Raw genomic sequence first — 13307 nt, 5'->3', positions numbered from 1 at the left:
CATCAGGGGGCCCGTCACCGCAAGGCGACGGGCTTTCTGCGTTCCGGTCTTTTGTGGCGCTGATCGCTGATAAATTTGGCCGACGGCACAGCGTCTCGAGTTGGGCCTTTTCTCTGGGGAGCTCCACTCGTGTCGACGTATCGCCGGTCCCTGACCGTTCTTGCCCTGACTGCCATGACCGTCTCGGGTCTCGCGATGACGGCGTCCGCCGAGGAGTCAGTCGCTCCCGTGGTGTCGGACCGGACATCACTGTCCGGCGATCAGCCAGAGGCGGTGGCTCGTGGACTGATCGTCCAGACCACGACTCAGGGTGTGTCGGACGATGCCCTCGAAACCGCGGACGATGCGCTTGGTGGTGAAGCCAACGTGGTGGACGATGCCAAGCTGACAGGCAGGATCTCCACTGTCCGTTTCGACGCGGAAGTTGGCGCCGAGGTGGCAACAGAAGCAGCGTCAGACCTCGAGAAGCGGTCAGATGTGGTGTGGGCAGTTCCGGACACCCTGCGGCAGCGGCAGTACAGACCTCCGGGATACCCGCATTACGAGAGTACGCAGTGGAACCTCTGGGACGTGGTCCCCGCGACCCCAGCTGGCGGGTACACCATCAAGGCGCCAGGTCTTTGGCGTAAGACCTCTGGCTCCAGCGACGTACGGGTGGCGGTCTTGGACACTGGTGTCACGAGTCACGCGGCTCTTGCTGGCCAGCAAGTTCCTGGTTACGACATGGTGGGACCAGACGATCCCAAGGCGAGTGTAAAGACCTTTTTCACTGCCAATGACGGGGATGGTCGGGACGCGAATCCGGCGGATCCAGGGGATTGGGTCACCAGAGGGCAGTGCTACCGGAACTCGCCGCCCCAGAACAGTTCCTGGCACGGCACGTTCGTCGCCGGTCAGATTGCCTCGGACGGGAACTACGGAATCCGAGGCGTTGCTCGCGGCTCCAAGGTGCAGGCGGTTCGTGTTCTGGGTCGCTGCGGCGGGTGGGACTCGGACATCCTCGCCGGGATCACTTGGGCCAGCGGAGGGAGCGTCGCCGGTGTGCCAGACAATCAATTCCCGTCCCAGATCGTCAACCTGTCGCTCGGCTATACGTACGGCAGGGGCGCCGACCGCGATCGCGCCTGCAAGGCCTACGCCACTGCCGCTGCAGCGGGCCGTGCACGGGGTTCGATCTTCGTCGCTGCCGCTGGGAACGATGGAGCGAATGCCAACCTTGCAGTCCCCGCGTCCTGCCCCGGGTTCATCTCCGTGGGCGCGCTAGGTCGGAAGGGGTTTAGCGCGACCTACTCGAACATCGGCTCCTCCGTCGATCTTTCTGCGCCTGGCGGTGACACCCTCATCGGCGGGGAAGCAGAGCTCATCCCGTCACTCGGCGATCGGCATCGCTCCACGCCAGGCGTCGACGGCACGCTTGCCTACGAGGGCACCAGCATGGCCGCTCCGCAAGTGTCCGGAGGTGCTGCGCTCATCCTGTCGTTGCTCAAGGAGCCGGACCCACGGGGTGAGCCGGTGGCGATCTCCGCGTCGAAGCTTGAAACGGCTGTGTTGGCGTCCACCTCTCCCTTCCGGGCGAAATCGGCCACCTACGCAAAGAAGAAGGTCGTGATCGGCGGTCGCACCTACACGTTCGACCTGAACTGCTCCGGTCATGCCTGGTGCGGGCGCGGAATGTTCGATCTGAGCCGCATTCCCGTGCCGTGGACCGAAACTCAGTGGGGTGGCGAGCACGTGGTCAACGAGCCGTTCATCGCGTACCCGGGGCAGTGGCAGGGCAATCCGGACCTCCGCTTCCAGTGGTTCCGTATCAGCGCGGACTACATGAATGTTCAACCGGTCGGCACGGACTCTCGGTTCTACTATCCGACAGTGGATGACGTAGGCGCCATGCTGCAGTTGAGGGTCACCCCGAAGTCGGGTTTGTACTCGGAAGTGAGTCAATGGACATCCCAAACTGGTCTGGTCAGGGTGGGGCCAAGTGTCGCGATGACGGTGCCGACCGAGCCGATCGTGTATGGGACGCCCTACACAACCTCCGTCGTCGTGCGCGGCCTTGAGGGTGGGGGTCCGCTTGCTGACCATGTCGAGGACGCACCTGTTGCCGTGCGTGCCGACGACTTGGACCTCACCGGATGGGTCGACTTGGTGGATGGCAAGGCTGAGCTCACCATTCCGGGCGACAAGTGGAAGGTGGGATCCATGCGGGTTCGTACGACGTACGTCGGAAAGTACGACGTGGAGAGCCAGCACACCACGACGTCGTCCTCCGCGTCGCCGTACCAGATCGTCACGGTCGTCAAGGCCAGTGCGGTCATGCGGACTTCGCTGATCTCGAAGATTCGCTACACGAGTCGGGCCAAGCTCTCATTGGTCGTCACCGTGCCGAACGTCCCGCAGCCTTCCGGGGCGCTCAAGATCTACGACGGGTCGCGGGTCATCGCCAATTCCTACCTCTACGGCAGCAGCAACGGGAGGAAGACCATCACTCTCCCTCGGCTGTCGAAGGGCACCCACGAGATCCGCGTTCGATATGCGGGCAACGAGAACATCAACGCGAAGTACTCCGCTTACGAGCGGATCGTCTCTAAGTAGTGCGGCGGACCTCGAGGACCCGGAAGCCCTTCTCGCTCGCGACGCGCTCGGTCGGCCAGCCCTGGTCGGTGAGCCAGCGTTGCAGCGAGTCGGCGCCGAGGTTCTTGCCGACCACGAGGCGGGCGACCCCGTCGGGCGCGAGGCGGGGCAGCCAACGCAGGAGCAGGTCGTGCAGCGCCTGCTTGCCGATGCGGATCGGCGGGTTGGACCAGATCTCGTCGAACACCACGTCTGCCGGTACGTCGTCGGGCAGCGCGGCGTGCACCGTGACGCCGAGGCGGGACGCGTTGAGCGCGGTCAGCTCGAGGGCGCGCTCGTTGGGGTCGGTCGCCCACACCGTCGCGCCGGCGCCGGCGTCGGCGAGCGCGCACGCGATGGGGCCCCAGCCGCAGCCCAGGTCGAGGATCGTCCCTCCGGCCGGCGGGGTGGAGGTGCGCAGGAGCACGGCGGTGGCCTTGTCGAGGCCGTCGTGCGAGAACACGCCGGCTGACGTCGTGAACGTCAGCTCCTTGCCCCAGATCCGGGCCGTGACGTCCTGCCGCCGGTCGGGGATCGAGGGGGTGGCGTCGAAGTAGTGGTCCGGCACGCCTTCATTGTCTCAGCAGGTGCGATAGACGTAGCCCGCAGCGCCGCGTGGCACGACGTCGCGGTCGCGCAGCAGGATCGAGTGGGTGCCCGAGCGGGCAGCGCAGGCGCGCGCGAAGGCGCTGCGGCCGTTGTCGGTGTACTCGATCTCGATGACCCGTCGCCCGTACGCCTTGGTGTACGCGCCGCACTCGCGATAGACCTCGCACTCCTCGGCCACGGCGAAGTCGAAGCCGATGCCCTTGTCGGAGAGCTCAGGGGTGTTCTTCTGGGCGATCGCGAGGCCGGCGCGGTGCGCGTCGCGGACCATGAGCGTGGCGAACGCCACGGCGTGCGACTGTCGCAGCAGCCCGCGTGACCGAGTCCAGGAGTCCAGGTTGTCCGGCTCGGTGCCCTGGAAGCCGTCCGCGGCACACCGGGTGAACCACGCTCCGACCACCTTCGCGAGCGCGGCGCGCTTGGCCGGCGTGCGGATGTCCAGCAGGATCTCGTCGGGCCAGCCCGGATCGCGTACGACCTTGCCCTTCGAGGTGCGCAGCAAGAGCTCGGGATGACGTTGCTTCCACCAGCCGTACGAGCCCGGCTGGGTCTGGAAGGCGTTGACGTAGCAGATCGAGTACACGCCCTCGGCGGGCTTCTCCGTACGGTCGCGGGTGACGATCTGGACGCCTGCGGCCGGCGCGTACGCTCCGCCGAGCTGGTAGTCGGCAGCACCGGCCACCGGTGGCCCGGGAGGCGCCAGCACGCCGAGGAGCGCGACGAGCGTCGCGAGGAACGCGCTCACGGCGCGTGCTTCTTGCGCAGGGTGGCGGGCGCGGCGATGTGCCAGGCGTCGGTGACGAGCTCGAACAGCTCGCCGGAGTCGGCCTGGTCGAGGCGTACGAGCACGTAGTTGTAGCCGTCGTAGTGCGGCGTCGTGTAGTAGGCCGGGTCGTCCCCGCCGGCGAGCGCCATCTTGTCGGAGGCGGAGCACTTGATCGCGAGCCCGCCGTCGTCCTCCGTGCGGAGCCTCGCCATGAGCTTGCCGGCGACCTTCAGGCACGGCGTCCCGTAGGACGTCGACTCGGCGACCTCGGGCAGCGTCACGGCGTACGCCACGACGTCCGCCCAGGTCACCGCCATGCGCTCAGTCTCTCATCGGGTGGTGCGCTCGATCGGGTGTACGAACTGGAGCTGCAGGCCGGAGTTGGGGCTCAGGTAGTCGCCGTCGGGGACGAAGCCGGCCTTGGTGACGACGCCGATCGAGGCTGCGTTGTCTGGGTTGATCCGGGCGATGACCCGAGTGATGCGCGGGTCACGGGCGGCGCGGTCGAGCAGCAGGCGCACGACCTGTGACGCGTAGCCACGACGGCGCAGCTCGGGCGCGATGCTGTAGCCGAGCTCCACCTGGCCGTCGAGCGGTGCGCCCTTGAACCCGGCGTTGCCGATGGCGGTGTCGTCCATCACGACGGCCTGCATGAGCCAGTCGGCGTTGTCGGGCCGGCCGTCGAGCAGCGAGATCATGTAGTGCCAGATCCCGACCCGTTCGGCGAACCACGGACTCATCGTCAGCCCCGTGAGCTTCTCGGCCAGCTCGACGTCCTCGGCTGCGAGTGCCTCGAACACGGGCAGGGTGAGTCGGACCAGGTGCAGAGTCATTCGTCCCTCCTGCGGCGTGACTCGGCGGCGCGGGCGGCGAGCCCTGCGTCGTCGGGATAGACGACCTGCTCCAGCACCAGGCCGTGTGGCGGCATGACCATGACACGGGCGTCGCGCGTCGCCTTGGCGAGCACCTCATCGGTCCACTCCGGCTCGTACCGGCGCTCACCGACCGCGACCAGCAGCCCCATCAGCGACCGCACCATGGAGTGGCAGAACGCGTCGGCGCGGACAGTCGTCTCGAGGTTGTCGCCGCTGCGGACCGTGCTGAGCTCCCGGAGCGTTCGGATCGTCGTGGCACCTTCGCGCTTCTTGCAGAACGAGGCGAAGTCGTGGTGCCCGAGCAGCCGCTCGCTCGCGGCGTTCATGGCGTCGACGTCGAGCCTGCGCGGCCACCGAACCACCGAGGTACGGGTCAGGGGGTCGGGGCCGGTCGGGCCGTCGAACATTCGGTACGCGTAACGGCGTTCCAACGCAGCGAACCGCGCGTCGAAGCCGTCAGGGGCCACGGTCAGCGAGCGCAGCACGATGTCGTCGGGCAGCAGCCGGCGCAGCCGCCGCTCGAGGTGCCCCGGGTCGACGTCGTCGAGGTCGACATGGGCGACCTGGCCGCGGGCGTGCACCCCGGCGTCCGTGCGACCGGCACAGGTCAGCTGGGCCGAGCGGGGGAGTCGCAGGATCATCGCGATCGCCGCCTCGACCTCGCCCTGGACGGTGCGCAGGCCCGGCTGGACGGCCCATCCGCGGAAGTTGGTTCCGTCGTAGGAGAGGTCCAGTCGCAGTCGCACCAGGTCACGCTACCGGGCGGCTCACCGCCACGAGTAGAAGGACCATGCCCCGAGTGCCGCACCGACCGTGCCGAGGGCGAGATAGATGCCCCACCACAGTCCCGCATCGGTCGGCTTGCTGCCGGCGCCCTTGCCCGACGTCCACATCGCCCCACGGGTCGCAAGGATCGCGATCAGTCCGGGCAGGGCCATGAGCTCGAACACGATGCCGCAGATCAGCCATCCCGGGTCGACGCCACCGGGCCACGTGATCGCGTACTCGAGGAAGTTCCAGCCGAGCGAGCCGAACAGGATCGTCCACATCGGGACCAGCAGGTTGGGAGCGCTGATGCTGACCGCCACGAAGCTGCCGGCGAAGGTGGCCAGGATCATGAGCGGGACCGCGATGCCGATGAAGCCCGCGCCTCCGGGGCACGGCTGGGCGCTGACGTACGGGCCGCCGTCAGCGCACGAGCCGCCGACCTCCATGACGGCCCGCATGCTGAGGAAGCTCCAGGTCAGCGTCAGGCCCAGGAGCAGCACGCTGACCAGCAGCACCGCGAGCCTGCCGGTCGGCACAGCCGTCTGCGTGTCGCTCATGCGGACACTGTGACAGAGCGGACGTGTGCGTGAACGTCATTTCGACAGGTGGTTCCAGAGCCTGCCGATCGGTCAGGCCCAGCGCTCCTCGGCGGGGACGAACTCGAGCTGCCGGTCGCCGGTGTAGATCTGCTTGGGGCGAGCGATCTTCTGCTCCTTGTCGTCGACCAGCTCGAGCCACTGCGCAAGCCAGCCTGGAGTACGTCCGATGGCGAACAGCACCGTGAACATCTCGGGCGGGAACTGCAGCGCCTCGTAGATCAGGCCGGAGTAGAAGTCGACGTTGGGGTAGAGCTTGCGCGAGATGAAGTAGTCGTCCTCCAGCGCGATGCGCTCGAGCTCCTGCGCGATCTCCAGCAGCGGGTTGACGCCGGTGACCTCGAACACGTCGTCGCAGGCCTTCTTGATGATCGTCGCGCGCGGGTCGAAGTTCTTGTAGACCCGGTGCCCGAAGCCCATGAGCTTCTCGTCGCCGTTCTTGACGCCCTCGATGAACGCCGGGATCTTGTCCTTGGTGCCGATGCGGCGCAGCATCTTGAGCACTGCCTCATTGGCGCCACCGTGCAGCGGGCCGTAGAGCGCGGCGATGCCGGCGCTGACCGCCGAGTAGGGGTCGACCTGGCTCGACCCGACGGAGCGGACCGCGTTGGTCGAGCAGTTCTGCTCGTGGTCGGCGTGCAGGATCAGCAGGACGTCGAGGGCCTTGGCCAGGCGCGGGTCCGGGTCGTACTTGGGCTCGCTCATCTTGAACAGCATCGAGAGGAAGTTCTCGGTGTAGGTCAGGTCGTTGTCGGGGTAGACGTACGGCTTGCCCTGCGCGTGGCGGAACGACCAGGCGCCGAGTGTCGGCATCTTGGCGATCATGCGGACGACCTGCTCGTGCCGCACGTCGGGATCGCTGATGTTGCGCGCCTCGGGATAGAACGTCGACAGCGCGCCCACGCTCGACAGCAGCATGCCCATGGGGTGCGCGTCGTAGCGGAAGCCCTGCATGAGGGACTTGACGTTCTCGTGCACGAACGTGTGGAACGTGATCTCGTGCACCCAGCGCTCGTGCTGCTCCTTGGTGGGCAGCTCGCCGTGGATCAGGAGGTAGGCGACCTCGAGGAACGTGGACTTCTCCGCGAGCTGCTCGATGGGATAGCCGCGGTACTCCAGGATGCCCTTGTCGCCGTCGATGTAGGTGACGGCGCTACGGGTGGAGGCGGTGTTGGTGAAGCCGGGGTCGTAGACCGCGAGGCCGGGTTCGTTCTCGGACTTCCCGATCTTGTTGAAGTCACTCGCACGGACGGTGCCGTCGGTGATCGGGAGCTCGTACTCCTCGCCCGTGCGGTTGTCGCGTACGGTCAAAGTCTGGTTTTCGGTCACGATGGGTCTCCTGTGACGGCGGGGAATTGCCCTGCTGCGAGGTGATGCAGCCATCAACCAACTTAGTGCGGGTCAGCAATTCACACGATCTGGGGTCGCGGGTGTGAGACGGGGCGCCCACTCGTTTTGACCCGAGTGGCTGCCGCCGGTTAACCTTGTGTGTCGTGTCTCCGTCGGCTTGAGCCGCGGATACGACCGCCGAAAGTTTTGATCAACCGCCACACCACCAAGAACGAGAAGGTCACGCCGTGCGTACGTTCAGCCCCAAGCCGTCTGACATCACCCGTCAGTGGCACGTCATCGACGCCGAGGACATCGTCCTGGGCCGTCTCGCCGTCCAGGCTGCGACGCTGCTGCGCGGCAAGCACAAGCCGACCTATGCACCTCACGTGGACGGTGGCGACTTCGTCATCATCGTCAACGCCGAGAAGGTCGCGCTGTCGGGCAACAAGCGCACCGACAAGCTGGCCTACCGCCACAGCGGCTACCCGGGCGGACTCAAGTCCATCGCCTACGGTGACCTGCTCGACAAGGATGCCCGCAAGGCCATCGAGAAGTCGGTCCGTGGCATGCTCCCCAAGAACCGTCTGGGTGATCAGCTGATCACGAAGCTCAAGGTCTACTCCGGCCCCGAGCACCCGCACCACGCCCAGAAGCCCCAGCCGTTCGAGATCACGCAGATCTCCCAGTAAAGAAGAGCATCGTGACTGAGACCACCACCGAAGAGACCGAGTTCGAGACCAACGCGGAGGGTGTTGCCTACACCTCCGAGACCGCTGGCTCCGCTGTCACCTCCGACAAGCCCGCGACCATCGCGCCGGGTGCTGCGACGGGTCGCCGCAAGGAAGCCATCGCGCGCGTCCGCATCGTTCCGGGCACCGGCGTGTGGACCGTCAACGGCAAGCCCCTCGAGGAGTACCTCCCCAACAAGCTGCACCAGCAGATTGCCAAGGAAGCCTTCGCCGAGACGGGTCTGCAGGACCGCTTCGACGTCATCGCCCGCGTCACCGGTGGTGGCATGACCGGCCAGGCCGGCGCGCTGCGCCTCGGTGTGGCCCGCTCGCTCAACCAGATCGACGAAGAGGTCAACCGCCCGGTCCTCAAGAAGGCCGGACTCCTGACGCGTGACTCGCGCATCAAGGAGCGCAAGAAGGCCGGCCTCAAGAAGGCCCGTAAGGCTCCCCAGTACAGCAAGCGCTAAACCGCTGTGGGCCGGATCTTTGGCACAGATGGCGTTCGCGGACTCGCGAATCGTGATCTGACCGCAGAGCTGGCCGTCGACCTCGCGGTCGCGGCAGCCCACATCCTCGGTGAGGTCGGTGCTTTCGCCGACCAGCGTCCGACCGCAGTCGTTGCCCGCGATCCCCGCGCCTCAGGAGAATTCCTGGAGGCTGCGGTGGTCGCGGGTCTTGCGTCTGCGGGTGTCGACGTGCACCGGCTCGGCGTCGTGCCGACCCCTGGTGCGGCCTTCCTGACGTCCTACCTGCAGGCCGACATGGGCGTCATGATCTCGGCGAGCCACAACCCCATGCCCGACAACGGCATCAAGTTCCTCGCGCGCGGCGGGCTCAAGCTCGACGACGACCTGGAGCTCCAGATCGAGCAGCGCCTCGAGGAGCCTTGGGACCGGCCGACAGGTTCGGGCGTCGGCCGCATCGGCGACAGCCACGCCGGTGTCGGTGCGTACGTCAAGCACCTCGTCGCGTCGGCGCCCGGCCCGCTCGACGGCCTCACGATCGTGCTCGACTGCGCCAACGGTGCGGCGTACGAGGTCGGACCCCAGGTGTTCGAGCAGCTCGGCGCCACGGTGATCCCGATCCACGCCGAGCCCGACGGTCTCAACATCAACCTCAACTGCGGCTCCACGCACCTCGACGACCTGCAGAAGGCCGTCATCCAGCACGGTGCCGACGTCGGCTTCGCGTTCGACGGCGATGCGGATCGTTGCCTCGCGGTCGATCACTCCGGTGCCGTCGTCGACGGCGACCAGATCCTCGCGATCCTCGGCATCGCCGCCCGTGACGCCGGCCGGCTCAAGGACGACACCGTGGTGGCCACCGTGATGAGCAACCTCGGCTTCGTCCAGGCGCTCCAGGCTGCCGGCATCACGGTGATCCAGACGGCTGTGGGCGACCGCTACGTCCTCGAGGCCATGCGCTCGGGCGGCTACAGCCTCGGTGGCGAGCAGTCGGGCCACGTCATCATGGCCGACTTCGCCACGACCGGCGACGGCGTCCTGACGGCGGTGCACCTCGCCTCCCGCATCCGCGAGACCGGCCAGACGCTCGAGCAGCTCGCGTCGGTCATGACGCGCCTGCCCCAGGTGCTGATCAACGTCCCCGATGTCGACAAGGCCCGCGCCGACACCGACCCCGTGCTGCAGGGCGAGGTCGCGATCGCCGCGGCGAAGCTCGGCGACAGCGGCCGGGTGCTGCTGCGCCAGTCGGGCACCGAGCCGCTGGTCCGGGTCATGGTCGAGGCGGCGACGCACGACGAGGCGACCGAGGTCGCCCAGCGCCTCGCCGGCGTCGTGCGCGCCACGCTCGCGCTCTGAGCCCTACTGCTGCTCGGTCCAGACGCCGAGCTCGTTGCCGCTCGGGTCGACGAAGTGGAGCCGGCGACCGCCCGGGAACCCGTAAGGGCCGTTGATGATCTCGCCCCCGTTGGCTCGGATGGCCTCGGCCGTGGCGTCGAGATCGTCCGAGTAGAGCTGGACGAAGACTCCGCCCCGGCTCGGCGTGGCCTCGGGGTTGAGGCCGCCGACCTCGGCGTCGTCGGGTGCCGCGCCCTGGATGCCGGCGTAGTCGGGGCCGTAGTCGTTGAACGCCCAGCCGAACGTGTCGGCGTAGAACGTCTTGAGCTGCTGCAGGTCCGTGGCAGCGAGCTCGACGTAGTCGATGCGGTGGTGTCGTGATGAGGTCATGGGCGTCATGCTGCCGCCCGGCACCGACAGAAGAACGGCACGGATTTCGTAGACTCGCCGGCGTGACGACCGTCGAACGCCTCGATCCGACCGATGACGACCAGTTCGCGGCCTTCCACGCCGTGTACGTCGCCGGGCACGACGACGAGTGGGACCGGCCCTACACCGCGCGGGAGCAGCGCGCCGAGCTGTTGCAGGACGTGCCCCACCTGAAGATCGAGGGTGTCCTGGCCCGTGACGACGCCGGCATCCCGGTGGCGATGGGATACATCGAGATGCCGCAGAAGGACAACGTCGACCTCGGCTACATCGACGTCCTCGTACGCCCCGAGCATCGTCGTCGGGGTCACGGCACCGCCGTCCTGGCCCGGCTCGCCGAGATCGCCGAGGCGGCCGGCCGCCACACGCTGTACGTCGAGGTGCGATGGGACCTGGACCAGGACGGCTCGGGCCGCACCGCGTTCGCCGAGGCGATGGGCTTTCACCGCGACCTCGTGGACGCGCACCGGGTGCTGACGCTGCCCGCCGACCTGCCGGAAGCGCCGCCGCGCGACGGCTACACGTTGCACGCGTGGCGCGGACCGTGCCCCGAGGAGTGGATCGACCAGTACGCACACCTGCTGTCGCTCATCGTGCAGGAGGCGCCGTCGGGCGACTACCCGCTCGAGAACGAGTTCTTCGACCGGGCGCGCATACGCTCCGACGAGCGGCTGCTCCAGGAGCAGGGGCGGGTCATGCAGGTCGTCGCCGCGGTGTCCCCGGACGGTGTCCTGGCTGGTCACACCCAGCTGCAGCTCTCCGAGACCGACACGCTGAACGCCTACCAGTGGGACACCTTGGTGCTGGCCGATCACCGCGGGCACGGCCTCGGCCTCTCGCTCAAGGTGCGGGCGATGGCAGAGGCGGCGGACCTGCTCGAGACCCGGCGCCACGTCCACACGTTCAACGCCGCGAGCAACGGACCGATGATCGCGGTCAACGAGAAGCTGGGGTTCCGGCAGGTCGGCTGGCTGGGCGAGTACGTCCGCACGGTCTAGGCCAAGCTCTATAAAAAGTCCAGACAATTTCTCCAAAACGCGGACGCCCTGTCTGCAAGTGCAGTAGTTTTCGAACGCCTCTCGGGACACTTCAACAGGGAGATCACCATGCGTTCCATGCGAATGATCGTCGCGGCCCTCGTGGCCACGACGGGTTTGGTGGCAGTCGGCCTGACCACAGAAGCCGCCAACGCCACGACCAAGGACCTGACCGTCAGTCACAGCAGCGTGATGAAGTACGAGACGTTCGTCGTCAGCGGCACCGTCTCGACGCACGATGCCCGCGCGGTCTGGCTGCAGTACCGTGACGGCAAGACCGGTTCGTGGAAGACCAAGACCAAAGGCGCGAGCATCGCTGGAGGCGCCTTCAAGTTCTTCCCGAGCACCTACAAGACCCGTTACTTCCGCTACTACGCACCCGGGAGTGGCGGCGAGGCGTCGATCATCGGCAACGCCAAAAAGATCACGGTGGTGAGCCAGAAGGTCACGGTCCAGGTGATCCGGCAGACCCAGTGCCACTTCGGCTCCAGCCCGACCAGCGACGTGACGTTCGTCTACACGTTCTATCCGGCGAGGGCTGGGCGGACCGTGGACTTCGGCTCCACTGCGCTCGACGCCTCCGACTACACGGATGCCAAGGGCCGCGTGGCCTTCCGCTTCAACCCGGGCACGACCAACGGGACGTTCGATGGCGCAGCAACGGCCGAGACGTTCAGCGGCGCGGCGTCGCTGGCGAGCGGAGTGGCGCACTACTCCATCACGCAGTGCATCCTCATTCCCATCTGATCCGAGGAACCCGCCGGTAGGGCATCGCTCAGATCTTGCGGAGGCGGACCCATTCGACCGAGTGGTCGGGTCCCTTCCGCAGGACGAGCGATGCCCGTCCGCGGGTGGTCTGGATGTTCTCGCGCAGGTTGGGCAGGTTGATCGTGTCCCACAGCTCGCCTGCGCGGGCCTCCGCCTGCTCGTCGGTCAGCGCGCTGTAGCGGTGGAAGTAGGACGCCGGATCGGCGAATGCGGTCTTGCGGAGCGTGAGGAACCGGTCGACGTACCAGCGACGCAGATCGCGGGCCGCGGCGTCCACGTAGATCGAGAAGTCGAAGAAGTCGCTGACCGCCAGGCCGGGGCTGCCGTCGCCGCGGGGCCGGGCCGGCGCGAGCACGTTGAGGCCCTCGACGATGACGATGTCGGGCGCCTTGAGCGTCACGACCTCCTCGGTGCGGTCGTAGGTGAGGTGCGAGTAGACCGGGGCGGAGACGACCTCGACGCCGGACTTGACCTCCATGACGAACCTGAGCAGTGCCTTGCGGTCGTACGACTCGGGGAATCCCTTGCGCTCCAGCAGCCCGCGCCGCTCGAGCTCGGCGTTGGGGAACAGGAAGCCGTCGGTCGTGACCAGGTCGACGACCGGGTGGTCGGGGGAGTGCGAGAGCAGCTCGCGGAGCAGTCGCGCCGTGGTCGACTTGCCGACGGCGACCGAGCCGGCGATGCCGATGACGAACGGGGTGCGGTTGGCCTGCGGGGCGTGGAGGAACGCCTCGGTCGCCTGGTAGAGCGCACCGGCCAGGCGTACGCGCATGCTGATGAGCTGCGTCATCGGCAGGTAGACCTGACGGACCTCCTCGAGGTCGAGCTCGTCGCCCAGGCCTCGTACGCGCTCGATCTCCGCGGGTTGCAACGGCTGCGGGGCGTCACCGGCGAGCGCGGCCCACGCGGCCCGCTCGAGCTCGACATACGGTGACTGGTCGCGCGTCATGCCGCCATTCTCGCGCCTGCCTCGTATGACGGGCACAGCCG

At 67.4% G+C, this 13307-nt stretch carries 15 protein-coding genes; 6 read left to right on the top strand and 9 right to left on the bottom strand.

Annotated elements, in window-relative coordinates; translation table 11 throughout:
* Positions 1 to 129: 129 nt before the first annotated feature.
* Positions 130 to 2592 (top strand): S8 family serine peptidase, encoded by a 2463-nt coding sequence (locus tag ASE12_RS08205; protein WP_056399212.1) that lies wholly within the window; start codon positions 130 to 132, stop codon positions 2590 to 2592.
* Here ASE12_RS08205 and ASE12_RS08200 read toward each other — a convergent pair.
* The 7 genes from ASE12_RS08200 to ASE12_RS08170 form a co-directional block, all read right to left on the bottom strand.
* Positions 2585 to 3178, bottom strand: coding sequence for a class I SAM-dependent methyltransferase (locus ASE12_RS08200; protein ID WP_056399211.1), 594 nt, complete (start codon positions 3176 to 3178; stop codon positions 2585 to 2587). The genes ASE12_RS08205 and ASE12_RS08200 overlap by 8 nt on opposite strands.
* A 12-nt stretch (positions 3179 to 3190) precedes the next feature.
* Complete coding sequence (locus tag ASE12_RS20355) at positions 3191 to 3961, bottom strand: endo alpha-1,4 polygalactosaminidase (protein ID WP_235508870.1); 771 nt, start codon at positions 3959 to 3961, stop codon at positions 3191 to 3193.
* The gene (locus ASE12_RS08190; protein ID WP_056399209.1) at positions 3958 to 4299 is read right to left on the bottom strand and encodes an MmcQ/YjbR family DNA-binding protein; all 342 of its coding nucleotides are present in this window, start codon (positions 4297 to 4299) and stop codon (positions 3958 to 3960) included. Before ASE12_RS08190 ends, ASE12_RS20355 begins: the two co-directional genes overlap by 4 nt.
* A gap of 12 nt (positions 4300 to 4311) precedes the next feature.
* Positions 4312 to 4815, bottom strand: a complete 504-nt coding sequence (locus ASE12_RS08185; RefSeq protein ID WP_056399207.1) for a GNAT family N-acetyltransferase — start codon at positions 4813 to 4815, stop codon at positions 4312 to 4314.
* Positions 4812 to 5606 carry a tRNA pseudouridine(38-40) synthase TruA gene (gene truA / locus ASE12_RS08180; RefSeq protein ID WP_200955088.1) on the bottom strand — a complete coding sequence of 265 codons (795 nt, stop codon included), beginning with the start codon at positions 5604 to 5606 and terminating at the stop codon, positions 4812 to 4814. Before truA ends, ASE12_RS08185 begins: the two co-directional genes overlap by 4 nt.
* A gap of 18 nt (positions 5607 to 5624) precedes the next feature.
* Positions 5625 to 6182, bottom strand: a complete 558-nt coding sequence (locus tag ASE12_RS08175) for a hypothetical protein (protein WP_056399196.1) — start codon at positions 6180 to 6182, stop codon at positions 5625 to 5627.
* A gap of 72 nt (positions 6183 to 6254) precedes the next feature.
* On the bottom strand, positions 6255 to 7550 hold the full coding sequence (locus ASE12_RS08170; RefSeq protein WP_056399193.1) for a citrate synthase: 1296 nt from the start codon (positions 7548 to 7550) through the stop codon (positions 6255 to 6257).
* 248 nt (positions 7551 to 7798) lie between these two features.
* On the opposite strand from ASE12_RS08170, the gene rplM reads away from it, so the two are divergent.
* Genes rplM through glmM form a run of 3 tightly spaced genes read left to right on the top strand, consistent with a single transcriptional unit; the run spans position 7799 to position 10104 of the window.
* A complete protein-coding gene (rplM, locus tag ASE12_RS08165) occupies positions 7799 to 8242 on the top strand; it encodes a 50S ribosomal protein L13 (RefSeq protein ID WP_056209342.1) in 444 nt (147 codons plus the stop codon).
* 11 nt (positions 8243 to 8253) lie between these two features.
* Positions 8254 to 8751, top strand: coding sequence for a 30S ribosomal protein S9 (gene rpsI, locus ASE12_RS08160; protein WP_056399189.1), 498 nt, complete (start codon positions 8254 to 8256; stop codon positions 8749 to 8751).
* A 6-nt stretch (positions 8752 to 8757) separates the two neighbouring features.
* Positions 8758 to 10104 carry a phosphoglucosamine mutase gene (gene glmM, locus ASE12_RS08155; RefSeq protein ID WP_056399187.1) on the top strand — a complete coding sequence of 449 codons (1347 nt, stop codon included), beginning with the start codon at positions 8758 to 8760 and terminating at the stop codon, positions 10102 to 10104.
* A 3-nt stretch (positions 10105 to 10107) separates the two neighbouring features.
* On the opposite strand, the gene ASE12_RS08150 is transcribed toward glmM, so the two are convergent.
* Complete coding sequence (locus ASE12_RS08150) at positions 10108 to 10473, bottom strand: VOC family protein (RefSeq protein ID WP_056399184.1); 366 nt, start codon at positions 10471 to 10473, stop codon at positions 10108 to 10110.
* Positions 10474 to 10535: 62 nt separating this feature from the next.
* Here ASE12_RS08150 and ASE12_RS08145 point away from each other — a divergent pair, with 62 nt between their 5' ends.
* On the top strand, positions 10536 to 11510 hold the full coding sequence (locus tag ASE12_RS08145) for a GNAT family N-acetyltransferase (protein WP_056399183.1): 975 nt from the start codon (positions 10536 to 10538) through the stop codon (positions 11508 to 11510).
* Positions 11511 to 11618: 108 nt separating this feature from the next.
* Positions 11619 to 12296 (top strand): hypothetical protein, encoded by a 678-nt coding sequence (locus ASE12_RS08140; RefSeq protein ID WP_157412856.1) that lies wholly within the window; start codon positions 11619 to 11621, stop codon positions 12294 to 12296.
* Positions 12297 to 12324: 28 nt separating this feature from the next.
* Here the strand turns inward: ASE12_RS08140 and coaA are convergent, their stop codons facing one another.
* Positions 12325 to 13266, bottom strand: a complete 942-nt coding sequence (coaA, locus tag ASE12_RS08135; protein WP_056399179.1) for a type I pantothenate kinase — start codon at positions 13264 to 13266, stop codon at positions 12325 to 12327.
* Positions 13267 to 13307 lie beyond the last annotated feature (41 nt).

It is taken from the genome of Aeromicrobium sp. Root236 (assembly GCF_001428805.1).
GTDB lineage: Bacteria > Actinomycetota > Actinomycetes > Propionibacteriales > Nocardioidaceae > Aeromicrobium.
This window is presented reverse-complemented; position numbering and strand designations above follow the sequence as displayed.